Here is a 21,627-nt window from a genome sequence, read left to right on the forward strand (position 1 = left end):
ATAGGTAAAAAATGTCAGGACACTACGAAGCTCCGATAAGGGAACCTTTAATTATTGGTCACAAGACTTATCACGATATCACGGAAGATATAGCAAGACCTATAGAAGAAAGAGCAGGAAAACTATGGTGGGTTTCTTTTTGGATTGCGCTAACGCTATTCATTTATGGATTCGGCTGTATCGCATACACCATTGGTACCGGTATTGGTGCTTGGGGTCTAAACAGAACCAACAACTGGGGATGGGATATTACCAACTTTGTTTGGTGGGTAGGTATCGGTCATGCGGGTACTCTTATCTCTGCGGTACTATTATTATTTAGACAAAGATGGAGAATGTCCGTTAACCGTTCTGCTGAAGCGATGACTATTTTCGCAGTAGTTCAGGCAGCGATTTTCCCAGTAATTCACATGGGTAGAGTATGGGTTGGATATTGGGTATTCCCTTTACCAAATCAATTTGGTTCTTTATGGACCAACTTTAACTCGCCTCTTCTTTGGGATGTATTTGCAATTTCTACTTACTTCTCTGTGTCCAGTGTATTCTGGTTCATGGGATTGATACCGGATTTTGCGATGATCAGAGACCGTGCAAAAACTCCTTGGACAAAAAGAATCTATACCTTCCTTTCATTTGGTTGGGGTGGAAAAGCAAAGCACTGGCAACGATTTGAAGAGTTATCTCTTGTACTAGCTGGTTTAGCAACACCACTTGTATTCTCAGTACATACCACGGTATCTTTTGACTTTGCTACATCGGTAATTAAAGGATGGCATTCAACTATTTATCCACCGTACTTCGTTGCGGGAGCAATCTTCTCTGGATTTGCAATGGTACAAACACTATTACTGGTTGCGAGAAAAGTAGCTCACTTAGAAGATTACATTACGATGTATCATATCGAAATTATGAACATTGTAATCATCGTAACAGGTGGTATGGTAACTGTAGCATATGCTACTGAATATTTCATCGCATGGTATTCTGGCTCTAGATTTGAGGACTTTACGTACTTGTCTCCTGGTGCAGCAACAGGTCCTTACTGGTGGGCTTTCTGGGCCCTGATAACGTGTAACTTAATTGTTCCTGCATTATTCTGGTTCAAGAAAGTAAGAACAAACATTATGGCCACTTTTATCATTGCCTTGATTATTAATATCGGGATGTGGTTTGAAAGATTTGATATTATCGTTATTAATATTTCAAGAGATTATTTACCAAGTTCTTGGACGATGTTCAAACCTTCGATCATTGACGTAGGAGTATTTTTGGGAACGATTGGGTTCTTTGGAGTACTATTCTTATTGTACGCAAGAACATTCCCAGTTATCGCACAAGCGGAACTGAAGACTATTTTGAAAATGTCAGGTGAAACTTATAAAGCAAAAGAAGAAGAAGATGAGCACCACTAAAATAATATACGGTATGTATGCCGACGACGATGATTTATTAGAGGGAGTGAAAGCTTTCAATGATAAAGGAATCGCTATTGCCGAAGTCTATACTCCTTTTCCGGTTCATGGTCTAGATAAAGCTTTAGGTTTAAGAAAAACAAGAATTTCCGATGCCGCTTTTATTTATGCAGTTTACGGATTAACGATTGGTTCTTTAGTTACATGGTACACAATGAACCATGATTGGCCCATGAATATTGGTGGTAAACCCTCATTCAGTTGGGGAGAGAATATGCCGGCATTCGTAGTTCCAATGTTTGAGTTAATGGTATTTTGTGCAGCACACATGATGTCAATTACTTTCTTGATAAGAAATAAAATGTATCCTGGTTGTCCTCCTCAGAATCCTGATCCGAGAACTACTGATGATAAATTTATGATGGAAGTTGTTACAGATAATGTTGATGCAGTAAAGCAAATTCTGATTGATACCGGAGTTGAAGAAATAACTGTAAAAGATGCTTAAAATGACAAAGAATATATTTAAAATAACAGCGATCTTAGGAGTTATTGCATTTAGTTTTACTTCTTGCAGTAATGAAAATCCACCCTTGGTTTATTTCCCGGACATGTATTTTCCGGTTGCTTATGACCCATTGATGAAAGCTGAAGATGCTTATTCTAAACATGACAATGAGATTCCTGCATTTGTAAAACAAAATGGTGCAACAGGTTTAGCTCCAGTTAATGGAACAGTAGCCCAAAATCCTGAAGGTATTGCAGATGAAGCTGCAAACAAAGCAATGGTTCCTTTGGAATACAATGAAGGATATGATGCATCGAAATTGCTTACTAGTTCTCCACTAAATCCAGCTAATCAGGAAAAAGATCTAAAGAGAGGAAAGCTTTTATATGATCAAACTTGTGCAGCTTGCCATGGAGTAGGTGGTGATGGACAGGGCCCAATCGTAGAAAGCGGTGCCTATTCTGGAGTCCCAAAATATGCAGATCGAGAAGTTACAATAGGTTCGGTACATTATGTATTGACTCACGGTAGAAATTCAATGGGGTCATATGCAGGACAATTAAAACCTGGCGATCGTTGGAGAGTGGCTTTATATGTCATGAATGCATTTAAAGGTGGCACTAGTGCTGCACCTGCAGTTGCGGTGGCTACAAGCGCTCAGCCCGCAACAGACGCAACACAATCGAGTACGAGTCCTAAAAAATAAAAAAGAGTAATAAAATGTATAGTTTTTCACCCAAATTAAGATTATATTCAATCATATTCATCGTCGCAGGACTGGTGCTTTTTGGCGCAGGTTACTTCATGAATCATGGAGTAGATGATGCGCAGATTGAACATATGATGGAGGCAGTACATGCCGGCGGAAATCATGCTCCTTCAAACTCTAGCGAAATGGTAGGTCCACAAGACCATGCTGCCCACCTAGAGCATGCAAAAATGCAGTTTAAGAATCAGCCTTTAGCGGCAATTCATACCGTTTCAGTTTTTCTTTTTGCTTTAAGTTGTTGCGCATTGTTTTTTTATGCAATTCAGACAGTATCACACGCAGGTTGGTCTATAATTATTTTAAGAGTAATGGAAGCGGTTGCTTCAGTGATTCCGTGGGCTGGAGCTATTATTATCATCGTTATGTTAATGAACGTAACGCACATGGGACATCTTTTCCATTGGATGGATGGTGATTTAACAGATCCCGCCAGCGCAAACTTTGATCCAATTCTCTTCGAGAAGAAAACCTTCTTAAATATTCCGTTCTATGTATTTAGAACACTTTTATATGTAATCGGAGCTTCGTTCTTCGCCTGGAAACTAAAAGGTCTTTCTACCAAAGTAGATGAAACAAAAGATAGAAAGGTTTATGCAAAATATTATAGCTGGAACGTTGGTTATATTGCCTTTTTTGGTTTTGCTTCAGCAGCTTGGGCGTGGGATTGGCTGATGTCTATTGACCCGCACTGGTATTCTACAATGTATATTTGGTATGCAATGGTAAGTGCTTTAGCTACTTCAATTGCTGTAATTATGTTGATAAGTGTATATCTTAAAAAGAAAGGCTTCCTTCCTCAATTTAATGACAATCACTTACACGATTTAGGAGTTTTCCTTTTTGCATCTACCATGTTATGGACTTATACCTGGTTCGCACAATTTATGTTATACTGGTATGCAAATATTCCGGAAGAAGTAAATTACTTCTATGGTAGATTTGAGTATTATGGGTGGGCATTCTGGTTAATTTTACTTTTAAATTTTGCAATTCCTTTAGCGGTAATGGTAAGTTCAAGTATCAAAAGAAACTATACCGTAATGACTACCTTGGCTGTGATAATAATCTCTGGTCACTGGTTAGTATATTATAATATGGTTATGCCTGGATCAGTTGGTCCTTACTGGGAAAATATTACAGGATTACTAACAAATCTTGGAGCGGTATTGTTTGGGTTAGGTTTGTTTATCTTTACGGTACTGACCACTTTATCAAAACGTAGACTGATACCTGAAGGTAATCCATTCGTACATGAATCGAAGATCTATGAATATCCTTTCTAAGGCATATTTACTATAAACTAAAATCCTGTTCATTTACTGAACAGGATTTCTTAATGGGTAGTCGGTAAGAAATTATCATTTAGTAAGCTCTCAATGTTCTTTTTATAAGAATTTATATATATGGCATGAATTGCTTTTAGAAGACATAACCACTTTATTATTTAAGTAGCATGACTTGTAAATTATTGATATATTATCGAATAATGTTGCTTATTGCATAAGATCGCAATAAAATCGCAAATAAATTTGTTATTTTGTACAAAATTGTTTCATATTTTTGATTTGTCAATAATGACGAAAACTTATAAAAATTTAACTTATGAAAAATTTAAAGATGCTTTCGAGAAATCAACTTAGAACAGTAAATGGTGGTTTAGCACAGCCTACAGGTGATTATAAGTGCTGTTGGAAAGGCACAACCAATTGTAGTACCACTGTTCACCATGAACATGGAACAGGTGGAGACTTAGGTTGTGTTAAAGGAGCTGTATTAACACCAGCGTAAAAAATAATAGGCTACAGTAAAAACTGTAGCCTATTCTTCTTTTAAATTAAAAATATTGTGAGAATTTCATTTTTTAAGGTTTTAAGGATTTTGCTTTTTACATTGTTTCTGAATTCATATGGGCAGAGTTTCCGATTTGTATATGATTATGAATTTGTAAAAGATAATGATAATCCCAAGCAAGTATCCAATTACATGATGTATCTGGATGTCAAGAAAAATACTTCTCAGTTTTACAGCTACCAGAACTTTAACATTGATTCTACAAAAGCAGCTTTTGCAAAAAAGGGGCAATTTTTTATGGCACCAAACAAGGAATATATCGATTTTAAGATTGTCAAAGATCTTGGTGCTAACAAAATTAACATGTTGACGAAAGTTCACATGAGAACTTTCGATGTAGAAGATCTTAGAAACTTAAATTGGATTTTAAAAGATAAAAAAGATACTATCTTAGGGAAGGAGGTGTTTTCTGCAGCTGTCAATTTCGCTGGTAGAGAATGGGCCGCTTGGTATTCTCCAGAGATTGCAGTTCAAGATGGTCCATATAAGTTCCATGGCTTACCAGGCCTTATTTTTACCATCGAGGATGCTACAAAAACGCATAAGTTTTCTTTGGTCGCAATCTATAAAGTAAATGACTTTACAGATTATCCAGAAACTAGGGAAAGTAGTATGGCAGTAAAAATCAGTCAAGAAGAATATGCGAAGATTTATAGGGACTACAGAAAAGATCCATTGCAAAGCTTAAGAGGAAGATATCCTGATCAAATTGACTCCGACGGAACTTTTAAATCAGGCGTTGAAATTTTCAGAGAAGAAGAGAAATTATTCAAAAATAGAATTAAAAAAGATAATAATATTATAGAAATAGATTTGTTGCGGTAGGTAATGTGTTAATTTTCTTAGAATCAGTTTTACGAAATAATTATATAAATCTTTTTGTCGGTAATTTTTTATAAATTTGTTAAATTACCGATTTCCTATGAATACAATACTTAAAAAAATAATTTTAAAAAAAGTTCGAAGTCAAAACATCTTTATATTTGTTTTACTTACTTTTTTAATACTTCTTATTGGTTGTAAAAAAGATACTGCAGATGCTACAACAACCAGGACTTTACAGTCCAGCATTAATGATATGGCATCCAGCTTAAATACATTAGAGCAAGTAAAATTTAACGAGGCGCTGTATATCTTGAAAACTTTCGGCGTAGAGGAAGATGGTGAGATGAATGAGCTTACCGCTCTGGGCAAGCTGATTAATGGTAAGAAAGTCCAGGAGATCTTTGCCTTAGCTGATCAGATTGCACAGAAAAACAGCATTGACTGGTCAAGCTCTGGACCGCCATCATTAGGCGAGATGAATATTTTTGGGAGCGAAAAAGCAACGGAATTCGACCCGAATGATATTGTTGCCAGTGCATTGAATATAACCGTAATTCCTTTGGGTAATGATGCGGTTTTAGGGCCACAATCTTTAAAGATTACCCCACGATTAGTAGATGATTCTGGGCAGCCAGTCAGTTTCTCAGGTGCTGGTTTAGAAGCAGTATTACAAGTTCACAGTGGCGGAAATAAAATATACACGGCGAAAAACTTGATGCTAGATAATAATTTCAAAGGTTTTATCTTACGGTTTGCTTCATTACCTGCACAGAAAATCATCGATCAAAAAATTGATATTACGGTTTCTGTTAAGACTACGAAAAAGACTTTTAAAATGTCCAAAATAGGTGTTGATGTAAATTCTAAAGCGTTGCTTATGCCTGCAGGAGATCCGGTTGAGAACCCAGCAAATGATCCTTCCGATCCTGCAGCAGTTCAGCCAACAGATGCTCCAGCAAGTACAACAGATACTCCTGCTGCGAAATCAGATCCTAAAGCCAGTGTTTCAAAATTTTTAAATAATTTATCTGCTCAGAATCTTCGTGGAGCTTACGATGTAGCAGATAATCCTAATTGGGAATCATATGACAAGTTTTCTAATCCAACTTCTGGTTTTGGTGGTGTGAAAAGTATTAATGTGAAAAGCATGTCTACTAATAATGCCAGTGCTAATGCTGCCAATGTAAATGCGACATACGATATTACGGATAAGACTGGCAAAGTAACTGCAATTCAGGTGACGTTTGGATTGAAAAATGTAAACGGTGACTGGAAAATTTCAAGCTATAAAATTAATTAGAAGATGAATCACCAACTTATTCGGGATTTAGAAAATACCATCCAGAATATTCCTGATTTCCCCAAACCGGGAATTCAATTTAAAGACATCACCCCTATTTTTCTTAATCCAACACTGTATAAAGAGGTTATTGATAATTTAGTATCCTTTAGTCGTGGTAAAATCGACGCGGTCTGTGGTATAGAAAGTCGCGGTTATTTGTTTGGGATTGCAATCGCAGTTGCGTTAGATATTCCATTTGTATTAATTCGGAAAAAAGGGAAACTACCACCGCCTTTTGTAGCTCAGAAATATGATTTAGAATATGGTTCTGAAGAAATTGAAATGCGTACGGGACAAATTAAAGCAGGTCAACGCGTATTAATTCATGATGATTTATTAGCAACAGGTGGTACTACGGAAGCTGCAGCTATGCTTGTTCAAAAACAAGGTGCTACCGTTTCTCAATTTAGTTTTTTAATTAGCCTGAAAGATTTAAAAGGGGAGGAGCGATTAGATAAATTTGATGCAGAACTTCATTCGATCCTAAGTTATTAAACTAAAATACCTTTTAAAAGAAGCTTAATTTTCAAAAAAATGTTTTTTCAAACAATATTTTGTATATCACTCAAAAACAGCTAAATTTGCACTTCAATTTTTATTAAAACTATGGCAAAACTTAATTTGCGTACCCGCAGAAAAGAAATGGAAGGAAAGGAAACTGTAGAGGTTTTCAAAGATTTAGACAGAGGTGCTTTAGATACCGAAAAGTTTCTTGAGAAAAATGCAAAAATGCTATTGATTGTTTTCGGTGCATTGGTATTGGGTGTCGTTGGATATTTTGCGTACCAGCAGTTTTATGTGGCGCCCAGAAATGAAGAGGCTACATTAAGTTATCTTGCTGCTCAGAAAAATTTGGCTGAAGGTAAAGAAGATCTGGCTTTAGGTGGAAAAAGTGCCGCTAATCCAGGTTACTTAGGAACTTACAAAGATTATTCTGGAACCCATGTTGGAAAATTGGCAGCGTATAATGCAGGATTGATTAAATTCAAAGAAGGGAAGTATCAGGAATCTTATGATTTGTTGGATAAATTTTCTTCTGATAGTAGTGTTTTAATGGCATTGAAATATGGTGCTATGGCAGATTGTCAAGCAAATCTTAATAGAAGCGATGACGCGTTGTCACTTTTAGACAAAGCAGTCTCTGCTTCAGACGATCCTTACACTACTTATTACTTTACCAGAAAAGCTGGTTTGGTAGCGCTAGCATTAAAGAAAAATGCGGAAGCAAAAAAACATTTCTCTACAATTGATGAAAAATATCAAGATTACGATAATGGTATGTCCGAAGCGTATATCGAAATGGTAAAATATTATTAAAAAAATATAGAATGGCAACGGTGAATCTTTCAGATTATCAACCATTACAAATTAATGATGCCGATTCTTTTAGAATTGGCATTGTTGTTTCAGAATGGAATGATTTCGTAACCCATAACCTTCGTGATGGGGCGGTAGAAGTTTTAAAAAAAGAAGGGGTGTTAATAGATAATATTAGCGTGTTTAAAGTTCCTGGAGCATTTGAGCTCAATTATGCCGCAATGCAACTATGCAAAAGCAACAGATTCGATGCGGTGATCGCAATTGGATGTGTGATTCGAGGTGAGACCGCACATTTTGATTATGTTTGTTCTGGCGTTGCACAGGGAATTAAAGATTGCAATATTTTAACCGACGTTCCTACTGTTTTCTGTCTTCTTACAGATGATACCAAAGAGCAATCCATCGCAAGGAGTGGTGGTGTCTTAGGAAATAAAGGAATTGAATCAGCGGTAACGGCTTTGCAGATGATTGTCTTCAAACAGCAACTCGATAGAAATTTAATATAATGAAATCACTTTCCAAAATCAAACCGTTTATTTACCTGGGTCTATTTTACGGTTTAGTTTCTTTAATTGTAAGAATTGTTTTTATTTTTCATCCGATTACTACGGTAGGTTTTGGATTGTTTGAAAGCCTTAAAATACTTTTTATAGGCGCCTTAAGTGATGCGTTCGTTTTCGTTTTAGCAAGTAGTATACTTGCATTATATTTTTTATTTTTATCCAATTCCAAATACCATAAACCTTATGGGTACATTATTTTTGGGATTTTGGTATTGGCATTCTTATACACAGCATTTGTCCCGGGAAATATTTTCAAACAATATGGAGGCTCATTTCCAGAGATTGCAATGTCTTTTATAGGTTTAAAAATGGTTCTGTTTGGACTTCTCTTATTCCTCCCAAAACAAAGAGTAAAGCTTCGGAATGTTCTTTATTTCGTCACCCTCTTTCTATATGTCATTTTAATCATATTTAATGCGGTAAGCGAATACTTCTTTTGGAATGAATTCGGAGTTCGATATAATTTTATTGCAGTAGATTATTTAATTTATACGAATGAGGTAATTGGTAATATTTTAGAAAGTTACCCCGTTGTTCCCTTATTTTCTGGAATTCTGGCGCTTGCTGTTTTAGTAACGTGGTTCATTTATAAAAAGACCAGTAAAGAATTAATTGTATTACCTACCTTTATGCAGAAGTTGGTCTTACTGGCCTCTTTTATTGGTCTGTGTGCTATTAGTTTATTTGTTATCCCTAAGCTTGGAAAAGTAAAATCGGGCAATACTTTTGCGCAGGAAATCCAGGCCAATGGTTTTCCTAAATTCTTTAATGCTTTTACTCAAAAAGAACTTGATTATTTTCAATTTTATCCAACGCTGAGTCAAGCTGATGCAGAGAAAAATTTTCTAGGTCAGTTTGATCCCCCAACTTTAGAAAGAGAAATCAATCCTTTGGATGCGGAAACACATAAAAATGTGGTGTTAATTTCGATTGAAAGTCTGTCAGCAGAATTTTTGGAGCATTACGGAAATACACAGAAAATAACGCCATTTTTAGATAGTTTAGCTGATAAATCTTTGATGTTTACAGATTTGTATGCAACGGGAAACAGGACAGTTAGAGGGTTGGAAGCATTAACCTTATGTATCCCACCAACTGCGGGTGAGAGTCTTGTAAAAAGGGTAAACAATAAGAATAAGTTTAGTACCGGTAGTGTTTTTAAAGATAAAGGCTACAACGTAAAATTCCTTTATGGAGGTTATAGCTATTTTGATAACATGGAGGATTTCTATAAAGGAAATGGTTATGAAATAGTCGATCGAAATGACTTTAAACCTGAAGAAATTACCTTTTCGAATGTTTGGGGTGTTGCAGATGAGGATATGGCGAAGAAGGCCATTCAGAAGATGAATGAAGATTCCAAATCTGGAAAGCCTTTCTTTCATCAATGGATGACGGTCTCCAACCACCGACCTTTTACTTATCCTGAAGGGAGAATTGATATTCCTGGAACTGCCAAATCACGGGACGGAGGTGTGAAATATACCGATTATTCTATTCGAAAATTCTTTGAAATGGCGAAAAAACAAAGTTGGTACAAAAATACCGTATTTGTAATTGTTTCTGATCATTGTGCATCAAGTGCCGGTAAAACTGAACTTCCAATGGACAAATACAGAATACCGGGCTTCATTTTCTCAGAGGGATTTATAGAGCCGCAAAAGTTTACTTCTACCATGTCGCAAATTGATGTAATGCCTACTTTATTCGGTCTGCTTAACTTTAAATATAAGTCGAAATTTTTGGGACAGAATATTTTTGAACCTAATTATAAACCCAGAGCATATATTGCAACTTATCAAGATTTAGGATTAATAAAAGATAACTATTTAACGATTATTTCGCCTACCAAAAAAGTAAAACAATATTCTTTACAATTGCAAAAGTCAGATCTTCCACAAGAGTTTAAGCTTTTTTATGATGAAATCCCGGTAAAGGATCCGAAGAAAAATCTAGTTGATGACTGTATTTCTGTTTATCAAAGTGTTTCATTTTGGTTAAAAGAAAATAAACTGGATAAATAATTTTTTTTGTAATTTTATAAAAAGTTAAGAAATGAAATGGACAAACGATAGAAGTGGTAATGTAGATGATAGGCGCGGATCTGGCGGAGGCGGAGGCATATTAGTAGGTGGTGGTTTAGGAACCTTAATTATCGCAGCAATCATATTTTTTTTAGGGGGTGATCCTTCAGCAATATTATCTTCTGGAATGGGAAGCGCTGGTCCACAGACAGAACAGCGTGACTTAAATGCGAACGAATTGAAAGTTCGTGAGTTTGTGCAAATGGTTACGGCCGAAAATGAACAAACCTGGACTAAAATTTTTCAGGAAAATGGAATGCAATACAGTCCTGCGAAAGTTGTAATGTTTGAAGGTGTTACACAGTCTGGCTGCGGAACTGCTCAAGCAGCTATGGGACCTTTTTATTGTCCTGCAGACCAAACGGTTTATATGGATATGAGCTTTTTCAAGGAGCTTGAACAACGTTTTGGTGCGCAGGTGACTGAGTTTTCAATTGCTTATGTTATGGCTCATGAAATTGGACATCACGTACAAACACTTTTAGGGACAACCCAAAAAGTAGATCAGTTAAGAAATAGCGGAAGATATTCCGAGGCAGAGATGAACAGGGTGTCCGTTGCTACAGAGCTCCAGGCCGATTTTTACGCTGGTGTTTGGGCAAAGCAAACAGATAATCGTGAGAAATTTCTTGAACCTGGAGATATCGAATCTGCAATTTCTGCTGCGGAAGCGGTTGGAGATGACAATATTCAGAAAAGATCACAGGGTTACGTGAATCAGGAAGGCTTTACACATGGCAGCTCTGCCCAAAGAAGAGAATGGTTCATGAAAGGGTATAATACTGGTGATATTCGCCAAGGTGATACCTTTAACAGCTTTTTGAAATAACACTTATTAACAGTGACATTCCTCATTGTAATTATAACCAATCCCGAATATTCTTCGGGATTTTTTGATGTAAAAAAACTGCATTGTAATAAATACAATGCAGTTTTACAAAAATATATGAAGGTGTTTGGTTATCCTTGATTTATTTTATCTTCTACTGAAGATTTAGTTTGGTTCACCTTATCTTGCACTTGCGACGCAACGTCTGTAGCTTTTGATTTTAGATCACTTCCCCATTGGTTGAAGTTATCTTTTGCAGTATTAACTTTGTCTTTAACTGCTTGCTTCTCTTCTTCTGATGAATTTTTATATTTCCACCAAGCTAAAGCTCCTAATCCTAATAATGCGAGAAGTCCATTCTTTTTAGATCCCATAATGTTATTTTTTTTAATTATTAATGTAATGATATGATAATTGCATTAATGTAAAATCTGTGCCAAAGAACGTTTTCAGTTGCTTAAATCTTTGTTAAAAGTTAAAGTTTTTTAAAAAAAAATCCGCACAAACAGTGCGGATTAATTTTAAATATTTTTTTAACCCAAATAAGGATATTTATAATCTTTGGGAGAAACAAATGTTTCTTTAATACTTCTTACAGAAGTCCATCTCATTAAATTCATTTTTGACCCTGCTTTGTCATTTGTTCCCGAAGCTCTGGCACCACCAAATGGTTGTTGCCCTACTACGGCTCCAGTTGGTTTGTCGTTGATATAGAAGTTACCCGCAGCATTTTCCAGGGCTTTGAAAGCTTCATCAATTGCATAGCGGTCTTGAGAAAATATGGCCCCCGTTAAAGAGTAAGGAGAAGTCTCATCAACCAATTTCAAAGTTGCTGTCCAGTCTTTGTCCTCATATACGTAAACAGAAAGGATCGGTCCGAAAATTTCTTCGCAAACAGACTCATATTTAGGATTAGATGCTTCAATTACGGTTGGCTCTACAAACCATCCTTTTGAGTCATCACATTTTCCACCAATGATTACCTTTGCATCACTTGATTTTTCTGCACGCTCGATATAACCTTTACACTTCTCAAAAGAGTTTTTATCAATCACTGCGTTCACGAAATTAGAAGGATCCTCTGGACTTCCCATTTTAATGGTTTTCATCTGTGCCTCCATTACTTTCTTCACATCAGCCCAAAGTGATTTCGGAATGTATGCTCTAGAAGCGGCAGAACATTTTTGACCTTGGTATTCGAAAGACCCACGAACTAAAGCGGTAGCAACTGCCTCTACATTCGCAGATGGGTGAACCATTACGAAATCTTTCCCTCCCGTTTCTCCAACAATTCTTGGATAGGTTTTATAGTTATGAATATTATCTCCCATCATTTTCCACATACTTTGGAAAACTTTAGTTGAACCTGTAAAATGAAGACCTGCAAAATCTGGATGAGCCAATACTTTTTCAGCAGTCTCTTTTCCGTCGGTGAAGATCATGTTGATAACTCCAGCCGGTAAACCTGCTTCCGTAAGAACGTCCATGATTACTTTTGCTGAATAAACTTGTTTGTCAGATGGTTTCCATACAACTACATTTCCCATCATTGCCATACAAGTTGGTAAGTTTCCGGAAATTGCAGTAAAGTTGAAAGGAGTTACCGCAAAACAGAAACCTTCTAGCGGTCTGTATTCTGATCTGTTCCAAATTCCATTATCTGAAACCGGTTGTTCGCTGTACATTTCTGTCATGAATTCTACATTGAAACGCAAGAAATCAATAAATTCGCAAGCAGCATCTATTTCTGCCTGGTGAACATTTTTACTCTGAGCAATCATAGTTGCGGCATTCAAACGGTCTCTGTAAGGTCCCGCAATTAAATCTGCTGCTTTTAAGAAAATAGCTGCACGATGTTCCCAACCTAAATTATTCCACTTTTCTTTCGCTGCTAAAGCGGTATTAATTGCATCCTCAACATGGGACATAGATCCTTTATAGTAAAAACCTAAGTTATGCTGGTGATCCTGTGGGGAATTAATGATTACTTTCTCGTCAGTTGTAACGTCTTTACCGTTGATGGTCATTGGGATTTCAACTTTTTCTTTCCACATTTTTTTGTAAGTAGAAATCAAAGATTTTACCTCCTCAGAACCTGGTTCGTAGCTTCTAACAGACTCATTGATTGCAAATGGAACCTGTGAAATGGCTTTTGACATATTTTAAAATTTTATTGTTTATTTTGTGATAAGTACAAAGTTAAGGCAATTACATTAATACGGCAAACGAGCTTAACTTTCCTTTAGTTATTAACCAAAATCTTGTCGCATACTACAGCGCTTAACGTCGTTGTGCTATTGTCATCTTTTGAAATGACCATAGACTGATCATATTTTTCAATATCTAAAATTTTCCATTTTTCACCTAGTACTAAGTTTTTGGTATTAAGGTGATTTAGGAAATCATTGTCGGAAACGGTTACAGAACTGAAAACTACCTTCTGACCAATCTCGCATTCACTTAGCTTTTTCAAATCCAAAGAAATAATATCTCCTTGTTTATTAGGAATAGGCTCTCCGTGGGGATCGAATTTTGGATAATTTAAAAGTTCATCCATTTTGTCGAAGAAACTTTCAGAGTGTACATGCTCTAATTGTTCCGCGATTTCGTGAACATTTTCCCAGCCGAAATTCATTTTTTCTACCAGGAACATTTCCGTGAGCCTATGTTTTCTCACGATCAATGCAGCTTCTCTTTGTCCGGATGTTGTAACCTTCAACGGTTTATATGATTCGTAAATGACCCAGTTCTTTTGAGCAAATTTCTTCATCATATTATTCACACTGGGCATTTTAACATTTAAAAATTTGCTGAGCTCGGTTATTGTAACCGTGTTGTCGGCGTTTCGTAAATGAAATATTGCTTTTAAATAATTTTCTTCGGTAAGTGAAATCATAAAGTTAGGGTGTTGTGAATGCAAATCTAACATTTAAATAATAAAATCACTTTCATGTTTATTTTGGAAACTGTTGGAACATTCTGAATTGGTTTAGGATTATGCGCTTATTTCAATAAAATAATAAAGCTCAATATTAAAATTAAAAAATCTTTTTAGAATTTGTGTTTTTGATAGGTCTTTTCTTTAAATTTAGGTGATGAAATATTCCTTTAAAAATGATTATGCCGAAGGTGCACACCCCAAAATTCTGGAAGCTTTGGTGCAAAGTAATCTTACGCAACATAATGGTTACGGTTTAGATAATTTTTCTTTAAATGTAGAAAGCATTATTAAAGAAAAAATTAAAAATCAGGACGCTAAAGTTTATTTAGTATCAGGCGGAACTCAGGCAAACTTGATTGTTATTTCTGCATTTCTTCGTCCGCATGAGAGCGTTGTAGCTGCTGCGACTGGTCATATTTTCACCAACGAAAGTGGCGCAATTGAAGCAACCGGTCATAAAGTTCATGCTGTTGAAACTAATGATGGTAAACTTCGTCCTGACGATATTCAAAAAATTATTGACGCTCATCAAAATAAACCGCATCAAGTAAAACAGAAATTGGTTTATATTTCAAATTCAACAGAGATCGGAACGATTTACTCCAAAAAAGAATTGGTTGATTTATACCAGTTCTGCCAAGAAAATAAACTTTATTTGTTCGTTGATGGAGCACGGTTAGGACATGCGTTAACTGCCGAAACCAATGATTTGACTTTAGAGGATTTTGGAAAATATACCGATGCTTTCTATTTAGGTGGAACAAAAAACGGAGCCTTAATTGGAGAAGCAATTGTCATTAATAATGAAATTTTACAAGAAGAATTTGGTTTCCATTTAAAACAAAAAGGAGCCATGCTGGCAAAAGGTCGCCTGCTCGGAATACAGTTTCAAGAATTATTGAAAGATGATCTGTATTTTGATTTAGCCAAACACGCGAATCAACAAGCAATGAAGATCAAAGAAACTTTTCAAAGTATTGGAGTTGATTTCCTTTCTGAAACCTTTACTAATCAGATCTTTCCTATTCTGCGAAATGAGCAAATTGAAAAGTTATCAGAACGGTTCGATTTTTATGTTTGGAAAAAACTCGATCAAGAAAAATCTGCAATTCGCCTGATTACTTCTTGGGCAACCTCTGATGAAGTTGTGGCTGATTTTAATAATGAAATAAAAAATTTGAAATGAGAAAAACAGTTTTCATTTTGAGCATATTGCTCTCCGTAAGTTTAAATGCGCAGAAACAGGAAAAAGATCCTGAGATTTCAGAGTATGTAAAATTGGTGAGTAAAGATTCACTAAAAGCGAATGTTGAAAAACTGGTAAGTTTCGGAACCCGACATACCATGAGTTCTACCACCGATAAAGCTAAAGGAATCGGAGCATCCAGAGAATGGGTGTTATCGAAATTTAGAAATTATGCAAAGAATTCTGAGGGCAGAATGGAAGTTTATCTTCAAAATGAAGATTTGCACCCCGACGGAAAACGAATAAATAAATTGACGAATCTTGGAAATGCAATCGCTTTTTTAAAAGGAACCGATCCATCAGACAATAGAATCATCATTATTTCTGGACATTTGGATTCACGAGTTTCAGATGTTTTAAATTCGTCGGATTATGCGCCTGGAGCCAATGATGACGGAAGTGGCGTTGCTGCAGTTATTGAGAGCGCAAGAATTTTAAGCAAATCAAAATTCCCAGCGTCCATTCTTTTTGTTGCGGTAACTGGTGAAGAGCAGGGTTTGTTAGGTGCCAAAATGTTGGCCGATAAAGCAAAAGAGGATAACTGGAAAATTCAAGCCGTTTTAAATAATGATATGATTGGAAACAACAGTTTCGATGCTCCTAAAAATGATGGAACTCCAAAGTTGAGAGTTTTCAGTGAAGGCTTATCTGCTTTTGAAACTGAAAAATCAGCTGCAAAGATTCGGAATCTTGGTCTCGAAAATGACGGGAATGCGCGACAACTCGCTAGATATGTGAAAGAAATTGGAGAGAAATACGTTAAAAATATAGACATCAAATTGATTTATAGGAACGACCGCTTTTTACGAGGTGGCGATCATGCTCCTTTTGTTAATCATGGTTTCACTGCCATTCGATTAACTGATTACTATGAAAATTACGATCATCAACATCAAGATATCAGAACGGAGAACAATAAAAAATATGGCGATTTAATTGAGTTTATGGATTTCGATTATTTAAAAACCAATACTGCCGTAAATGTAGCCGTCCTTGCAAATCTGGCGAAATCAACACCGCAACCAGAAAATGTTTTGATGGATGTAAAAGAACTCTCAAATTCTACCAAACTGAGTTGGGATAGACCTGCTTCGGGAAAAGTAAAGGGATATAACGTTCTGTACAGAGAAACGGATCAATCTGTTTGGACTCATAAAATTTTCACTACCGAAACTTCCTACACCGTTCCACTTTCCAAGGATAATTTTATTTTTGCCGTGCAAAGTGTTTCTGTTTCAGAAAATCAAAGTTTGCCTGTAATTCCAAAAGTTTCAAGATAAAAAAATTCCGTCTTGTTAATGCAACGAGACGGAATTTATATTTTCAACTAATAATTTAGTTATTCTAAATCTTCAAATTTATCTACAATTTTTTGTGAAACTCCAGTTTTACTGAAACCACCATCATGGAAAAGATTTTGCATCGTCACTTTTCTGGTAAGATCAGAAAACATACTTACGCAATAGTTAGCACAATCAAGAGCATCTGCATTTCCTAGAGGAGACATACTGTCTGCGAAATTGAAAAACCCGCTAATTCCTTTTACACCAGCTCCTGCTTTAGTCATAACGGGAGATTGAGAGATCGTGTTTACACGAACTTTTCTGTCGCCCCAATAATAGCCGAAACTTCTCGCTATACTTTCAAGATAAGATTTGTTGTCGGCCATATCACCATAATTCGGGAACACCCGTTGTGCAGCGATATAAGTTAAGGCCAAAATTGAACCCCACTCGTTCATAATATCTCTGTCCCAAGCAGCTTTCATTACTTTATGGAAAGAAACCGAAGAAATATCCCAACCTTTTTCTAAGAAATCGTAATTAAGATCGGTATATGATTTACCTTTTCTAATGTTTACAGACATACCAATGGAATGTAGAATGAAATCTATTTTACCAAATTTCTCTTCAGCATGAGCAAAAAGTTTATCCAAATCTTCCACAGAAGTTGCATCAGCAGCAATAACATCTGAGCCAGTTTTCTTGGCAAGCTCATCAATTTCACCCATTCTCATTGCGATAGGCGCATTAGAAAGAATGAATTCAGCTCCTTCTTCATGACATCTTTCTGCAACTTTCCAAGCGATAGACTGATCGTTTAGAGCGCCGAATATAATTCCTTTCTTACCTTTTAGTAATCCGTACATAATCTTAATTTTAGACAAATTTAAAAAATTTTATTGTTTAACGCATAAAAAAAAGAGCCGTACAGAATACGACTCTCTTTCTTATAGCTAATTTAGCTTAGTTAGTTGCTTTTCTAACTTCTGCTTTTGCATCTTCAGACCAATCTTTGGTTTTTTCCCAAGCATCGGAGGCTGCGTCTTTGGTGTCTTCCCAAGCGTCAGAAATATTATCTTTCGCTCTTTCCATCCAGCCTTCAGCAGTTGGTTCTGTGTTTTTATCTCTTTGTTCGCGGATATAATCCTTCGCTCTATCAGCATAATCATTTACAGTCCATTTTGTTTTATTAACTGCGTCTTCTGCTTTGTTATAATCTTGTCTGTCCATTGTAATAATTTTAATGTTAATATTTAGTGATTGAAAAAATTTAATTTGATACTATGTTAAGTTGCAAGTTCCATTCCTAAAAAAGCTAATACTATGTTAAACATATTGTAAAATTTTGTTAAAATATATTATAAGAGTTTTAAAGATCAGATTTAGATATTTAGTTTTCTATTTTTGAACTAAAGTTTATCAAATGGAAATAGTTCGGTGCGATTGGTCAGAAAAAGATGATTTATATAGAAGGTATCATGATAAAGAATGGGGAACACCGGTTTACGATGATTCTATCCTATTCGAATTTTTAGTTTTGGAAAGTTTTCAAGCTGGACTTTCCTGGTACACGATTTTGAAAAAGCGTGAAAACTTCCGAGAAGCATTTGAAGATTTTAATTATAGAAAAATTGCAAATTATTCTGACAAGAAAATAGGAGAGTTACTGAATAATGCTGGAATTATAAGAAACAGATTAAAGGTTTTAGCAACCATTAATAACGCTCAGAAATTTCTTGAAGTTCAAAAAGAGTTTGGTAGTTTCTCTAATTATATTTGGGCTTTCGTCGATGGAAAACCGATTGTCAATCATCCGAAAACTTTAAGTGAAGTTCCTGCAACTACAGAAATTTCAGATGCTTTATCGAAAGATTTAAAGAAAAGAGGATTTAAGTTTTTAGGTTCAACTGTGATGTATGCTTACATGCAGGCGACGGGAATGGTTGATGATCATTTGGTGGATTGTCATTGTAAAAAATAAAATTCCAGCCCAAGTAGAATTTACTTTATGCGTTTTTCTGCCACGCTGGGATTTCGTTTAGTATGTAAAAACGCATGAACAAAAATATTATTTTCTTCTAAAGTATAGTAAATACCGTAAGGGAATTTTTTTGTAAAAACAATTCTGATTTCATGATATCTCTTTTGATAATGATTAGGATTTTCCCTAATCTTATTCAAACTTTCTTCAATCTTGTCTAATAGAATTACAGGAAGATTTTCGTTTTCGTCTTTATACCAGTTAATTGCTTTTCAACTCCTGTTTTACATCGGTCCAAGATTTTCCAGACGTCGGATTTTCTTTGTGTTCCTGCAACCTTTCATCTATAATTACCTTGTGTTCAGAGCTCAAACCTTCAAGTTCAGATTCTTCTGTGCTAATAATTGCATTAAAAATCCTAAGTATCCTTTCGTCAGCTTGATCGACAAAATCGTGAATTCTTTTTTTTATGTCTAATGTAGTTTCCATTTTTAGTAATTTGTGAGAAAGAACTTTCTATCCTATTAAATTAAGAATAGAAAATTCTTTCTTGAATTTCTATAGTAAATCTAAATCTTTATTTTATAATCCGATCTAAAACCCATTCAATCATATTTCTTTCAGACGCCGCATGATCGGCAGAAAATTCTCCACGTCTTCTGTTTGCAATAACAGAATTCACCGTAATTGCTTTATGTCCCAATAATTTAGAAAGTCCATAGATCGCCGATGTTTCCATTTCGAAGTTGGTTACACCTAATTCATTTAAAGTTTCCAAAAATTGATCATCAATCGCTTTCAAACGAAGCTGACGTCCTTGTGGTGCATAGAATCCTGGGAAAGTCGCTGTATTTCCGTGGTATTTTGCATCCCTATAATATTCTCCCATTTCTTTCGACCAATCAGAAAAATACAACATCGGTTTGATTTTCTCATAAGGAAATTTCGCCATAAAATTTCTGGAGAATTCATTTTCAAAACTATAATCCTGATAGAAATGCATCAAACCATCAAGTCCAACCACGTTTTCCGTCACCAACATATTGTCAACTTCCACCTCCGGATTTACACTTCCGCAAGTTCCCATTCTGAATAATTCCAGCGCCGTGTGATCCTTTGTAAATTCTTTGTTTTTCAAATCGATATTCACTAATGCATCCAATTCGTTCATCACAATATCGATGTTTTCAGTCCCAATTCCAGTCGACATTACCGTAATTCTTTGGCCACGCAAAGTTCCCGTATGCGTATAAAATTCTCTTTTATTTTTCTTGATTTCGATTTTGTCAAAATACTTTGAGACTTTCGGTACTCGATCTGGATCACCAACCAACATGATTTTCCCGGCAATATCTTCTGGCAACAAGTTCAAGTGATACACACTTCCGTCGTCATTGAGCACCAATTCTGAAGCTGCTAATTTATTAAGCATATTATATTTTTATTTCTAAATAATTATTTGGGCAGACATTTAACTAAGTCGAGTGCCACTTTATTATGTTTTTATGGCAGACATTTCCGCCTTCCGTTCCCGCTTTTTTCCTCCTCGTTCCTCGTCAAAAAAAGAGCTCCACTCAAGTCGGGCTACAGATTCGTCTTTGCAACTTCTGTCTTATTACAAAATCTCTCTCCTTTTTTCTATCAGCGAAGCGGTCTATCCTCTTTTTGTTTTTCTTAACCACCAACTCGTTTTGTCTTATAGCCCATCTCTTTTAGAATCACCATAATTTTATCCCGATTATCACCTTGGATAATGATGATGCCATCTTTTTCTGACCCACCGATTCCCAAAGTTGTTTTAATCTTTTTCGAAATCTTTTTCATTTCTTGATCGCTTCCTTCAAAACCTTCAACTAGAGTAACTGGTTTTCCATGTCTGCCTTTTTTTTCAAATTTACAGACGAGCGGTTCGTTTTGTACGAACTTTTCTTCCCCATAGTTATCGGAAGGCATTACAAAATCCTGTTCTTCGTGATCAGGGAACATATTTTTTAGTTGGTCTCTCAAATCCATCTATCAAAATTAATCAATTTTATTTTGAAATCCTTTAATCAAATCAATTTTAAGACTAAATAACATAAACAAGATTATGTTATCGAAATCATAAAATTATCTTAAAATTCAGTTTTGGTTCTTTTAGTTCAGAACTAAATCCTATTTTTACAGATTAATTTTAAATAATGATAGAAATAGACAAAGAAATCTTTCGCGAAATGGTTAATTTTTATGGAGAAGCCTTCCATTTACCGCCTCTTGCGGCTAAGATTTACGCGTATCTTATTTTTGATTTTGACAGAAAAGGAGTTTCGTTTGATGAGTTTGTAGAAATTTTTGCAGCCAGTAAAAGTTCAGTTTCTTCTAATCTTAACTTACTTTTGAATCTGAATATCATTAACGACTTTAATAAAATTGATGAACGTAAACGGTTTTTCGTAATGAATGAAAAATATATGAAAATTCGTTTCCAGGAAATTATAGAAAAAATGGAACGTGAATTATTGATTTTAGAAAATCTGAAAAAATTCCGAAATACCAAATGTGAAGTCGTTCTTCAAAAATTTGATGTCTACACCAATCTATTTAATAAAAACATTTCCACTATAAAGGAAACACTTGATCAATTATAAAAAAACAATAAATAGAACCTTTAGTTAGTGAAGCCCAATTATAAAA

Annotated in this window: 25 protein-coding genes; 16 read left to right on the forward strand and 9 right to left on the reverse strand. The window is 35.4% G+C overall.

Annotated features, from left to right (window positions below; translation table 11 throughout):
- Positions 1-11 precede the first annotated feature (11 nt).
- From nrfD to FNJ88_RS07780, 12 genes are all read left to right on the forward strand, one after another.
- Positions 12-1,412 carry an NrfD/PsrC family molybdoenzyme membrane anchor subunit gene (gene nrfD, locus FNJ88_RS07725; RefSeq protein ID WP_143852629.1) on the forward strand — a complete coding sequence of 467 codons (1,401 nt, stop codon included), beginning with the start codon at positions 12-14 and terminating at the stop codon, positions 1,410-1,412.
- Positions 1,399-1,920 (forward strand): DUF3341 domain-containing protein, encoded by a 522-nt coding sequence (locus FNJ88_RS07730; RefSeq protein WP_143852630.1) that lies wholly within the window; start codon positions 1,399-1,401, stop codon positions 1,918-1,920. The genes nrfD and FNJ88_RS07730 overlap by 14 nt, the downstream gene beginning before the upstream one ends.
- Positions 1,913-2,626, forward strand: a complete 714-nt coding sequence (locus FNJ88_RS07735) for a c-type cytochrome (protein ID WP_143852631.1) — start codon at positions 1,913-1,915, stop codon at positions 2,624-2,626. Before FNJ88_RS07730 ends, FNJ88_RS07735 begins: the two co-directional genes overlap by 8 nt.
- A gap of 14 nt (positions 2,627-2,640) precedes the next feature.
- On the forward strand, positions 2,641-3,972 hold the full coding sequence (locus FNJ88_RS07740) for a quinol:cytochrome C oxidoreductase (RefSeq protein WP_143852632.1): 1,332 nt from the start codon (positions 2,641-2,643) through the stop codon (positions 3,970-3,972).
- Positions 3,973-4,291: 319 nt separating this feature from the next.
- Positions 4,292-4,477, forward strand: a complete 186-nt coding sequence (locus FNJ88_RS07745; protein WP_143852633.1) for a bacteriocin-like protein — start codon at positions 4,292-4,294, stop codon at positions 4,475-4,477.
- A 57-nt stretch (positions 4,478-4,534) separates the two neighbouring features.
- A complete protein-coding gene (locus FNJ88_RS07750) occupies positions 4,535-5,365 on the forward strand; it encodes a GLPGLI family protein (RefSeq protein ID WP_185145788.1) in 831 nt (276 codons plus the stop codon).
- Between the two features lie 97 nt (positions 5,366-5,462).
- A complete protein-coding gene (locus FNJ88_RS07755; protein ID WP_228414499.1) occupies positions 5,463-6,665 on the forward strand; it encodes an NTF2-like N-terminal transpeptidase domain-containing protein in 1,203 nt (400 codons plus the stop codon).
- 3 nt (positions 6,666-6,668) lie between these two features.
- Positions 6,669-7,202 carry an adenine phosphoribosyltransferase gene (locus FNJ88_RS07760; RefSeq protein WP_143852635.1) on the forward strand — a complete coding sequence of 178 codons (534 nt, stop codon included), beginning with the start codon at positions 6,669-6,671 and terminating at the stop codon, positions 7,200-7,202.
- A 111-nt stretch (positions 7,203-7,313) separates the two neighbouring features.
- Entirely contained in the window at positions 7,314-8,024 is a 711-nt protein-coding gene (locus FNJ88_RS07765) for a tetratricopeptide repeat protein (protein ID WP_143852636.1), read from the forward strand.
- An 11-nt stretch (positions 8,025-8,035) separates the two neighbouring features.
- Positions 8,036-8,533, forward strand: a complete 498-nt coding sequence (gene ribH, locus FNJ88_RS07770; RefSeq protein ID WP_143852637.1) for a 6,7-dimethyl-8-ribityllumazine synthase — start codon at positions 8,036-8,038, stop codon at positions 8,531-8,533.
- Positions 8,533-10,614, forward strand: coding sequence for an LTA synthase family protein (locus FNJ88_RS07775; protein WP_143852638.1), 2,082 nt, complete (start codon positions 8,533-8,535; stop codon positions 10,612-10,614). Before ribH ends, FNJ88_RS07775 begins: the two co-directional genes overlap by 1 nt.
- A gap of 31 nt (positions 10,615-10,645) precedes the next feature.
- Positions 10,646-11,503: a neutral zinc metallopeptidase gene (locus tag FNJ88_RS07780; RefSeq protein WP_143852639.1), complete on the forward strand. Its 858-nt coding sequence runs from the start codon at positions 10,646-10,648 to the stop codon at positions 11,501-11,503.
- A 131-nt stretch (positions 11,504-11,634) separates the two neighbouring features.
- Here the strand turns inward: FNJ88_RS07780 and FNJ88_RS07785 are convergent, their stop codons facing one another.
- The 3 genes from FNJ88_RS07785 to FNJ88_RS07795 all read right to left on the reverse strand — a co-directional run bounded on the left by FNJ88_RS07785 (position 11,635) and on the right by FNJ88_RS07795 (position 14,399).
- Positions 11,635-11,877, reverse strand: coding sequence for a YtxH domain-containing protein (locus FNJ88_RS07785; protein ID WP_143852640.1), 243 nt, complete (start codon positions 11,875-11,877; stop codon positions 11,635-11,637).
- Between the two features lie 159 nt (positions 11,878-12,036).
- On the reverse strand, positions 12,037-13,662 hold the full coding sequence (gene pruA, locus FNJ88_RS07790; RefSeq protein WP_143852641.1) for an L-glutamate gamma-semialdehyde dehydrogenase: 1,626 nt from the start codon (positions 13,660-13,662) through the stop codon (positions 12,037-12,039).
- Positions 13,663-13,745: 83 nt separating this feature from the next.
- On the reverse strand, positions 13,746-14,399 hold the full coding sequence (locus tag FNJ88_RS07795) for a metal-dependent transcriptional regulator (RefSeq protein WP_143852642.1): 654 nt from the start codon (positions 14,397-14,399) through the stop codon (positions 13,746-13,748).
- Positions 14,400-14,598: 199 nt separating this feature from the next.
- Between FNJ88_RS07795 and FNJ88_RS07800 the strand changes: the two genes are divergently transcribed.
- Both FNJ88_RS07800 and FNJ88_RS07805 read left to right on the forward strand, forming a co-directional pair.
- Positions 14,599-15,630 (forward strand): threonine aldolase family protein, encoded by a 1,032-nt coding sequence (locus FNJ88_RS07800; protein WP_143852643.1) that lies wholly within the window; start codon positions 14,599-14,601, stop codon positions 15,628-15,630.
- Complete coding sequence (locus FNJ88_RS07805) at positions 15,627-16,970, forward strand: M28 family metallopeptidase (protein ID WP_143852644.1); 1,344 nt, start codon at positions 15,627-15,629, stop codon at positions 16,968-16,970. Before FNJ88_RS07800 ends, FNJ88_RS07805 begins: the two co-directional genes overlap by 4 nt.
- A 59-nt stretch (positions 16,971-17,029) precedes the next feature.
- Here FNJ88_RS07805 and FNJ88_RS07810 read toward each other — a convergent pair whose 3' ends face one another.
- Together FNJ88_RS07810 and FNJ88_RS07815 are read right to left on the reverse strand one after the other, a co-directional pair.
- Complete coding sequence (locus tag FNJ88_RS07810; protein ID WP_143853891.1) at positions 17,030-17,842, reverse strand: enoyl-ACP reductase; 813 nt, start codon at positions 17,840-17,842, stop codon at positions 17,030-17,032.
- 94 nt (positions 17,843-17,936) lie between these two features.
- Positions 17,937-18,203 carry a hypothetical protein gene (locus tag FNJ88_RS07815; RefSeq protein ID WP_143852645.1) on the reverse strand — a complete coding sequence of 89 codons (267 nt, stop codon included), beginning with the start codon at positions 18,201-18,203 and terminating at the stop codon, positions 17,937-17,939.
- A gap of 193 nt (positions 18,204-18,396) precedes the next feature.
- On the opposite strand from FNJ88_RS07815, the gene FNJ88_RS07820 reads away from it, so the two are divergent.
- Positions 18,397-18,954 carry a DNA-3-methyladenine glycosylase I gene (locus tag FNJ88_RS07820; protein ID WP_143852646.1) on the forward strand — a complete coding sequence of 186 codons (558 nt, stop codon included), beginning with the start codon at positions 18,397-18,399 and terminating at the stop codon, positions 18,952-18,954.
- 20 nt (positions 18,955-18,974) lie between these two features.
- Here FNJ88_RS07820 and FNJ88_RS07825 read toward each other — a convergent pair whose 3' ends face one another.
- The 4 genes from FNJ88_RS07825 to FNJ88_RS07840 form a co-directional block, all read right to left on the reverse strand.
- The gene (locus FNJ88_RS07825) at positions 18,975-19,154 is read right to left on the reverse strand and encodes a hypothetical protein (RefSeq protein ID WP_262711449.1); all 180 of its coding nucleotides are present in this window, start codon (positions 19,152-19,154) and stop codon (positions 18,975-18,977) included.
- Between the two features lie 61 nt (positions 19,155-19,215).
- On the reverse strand, positions 19,216-19,443 hold the full coding sequence (locus tag FNJ88_RS07830; protein ID WP_143852647.1) for an addiction module protein: 228 nt from the start codon (positions 19,441-19,443) through the stop codon (positions 19,216-19,218).
- Positions 19,444-19,531: 88 nt separating this feature from the next.
- Positions 19,532-20,386 (reverse strand): nucleoside phosphorylase, encoded by an 855-nt coding sequence (locus tag FNJ88_RS07835; protein ID WP_143852648.1) that lies wholly within the window; start codon positions 20,384-20,386, stop codon positions 19,532-19,534.
- 242 nt (positions 20,387-20,628) lie between these two features.
- Complete coding sequence (locus tag FNJ88_RS07840; protein WP_143852649.1) at positions 20,629-20,967, reverse strand: translation initiation factor; 339 nt, start codon at positions 20,965-20,967, stop codon at positions 20,629-20,631.
- A gap of 167 nt (positions 20,968-21,134) precedes the next feature.
- Between FNJ88_RS07840 and FNJ88_RS07845 the strand changes: the two genes are divergently transcribed.
- Positions 21,135-21,581, forward strand: coding sequence for a transcriptional regulator (locus FNJ88_RS07845; protein ID WP_143852650.1), 447 nt, complete (start codon positions 21,135-21,137; stop codon positions 21,579-21,581).
- Positions 21,582-21,627: the final 46 nt, after the last annotated feature.

Source organism: Chryseobacterium sp. SNU WT5, assembly GCF_007362475.1.
In the GTDB taxonomy this organism is placed as follows: Bacteria; Bacteroidota; Bacteroidia; order Flavobacteriales; family Weeksellaceae; genus Kaistella.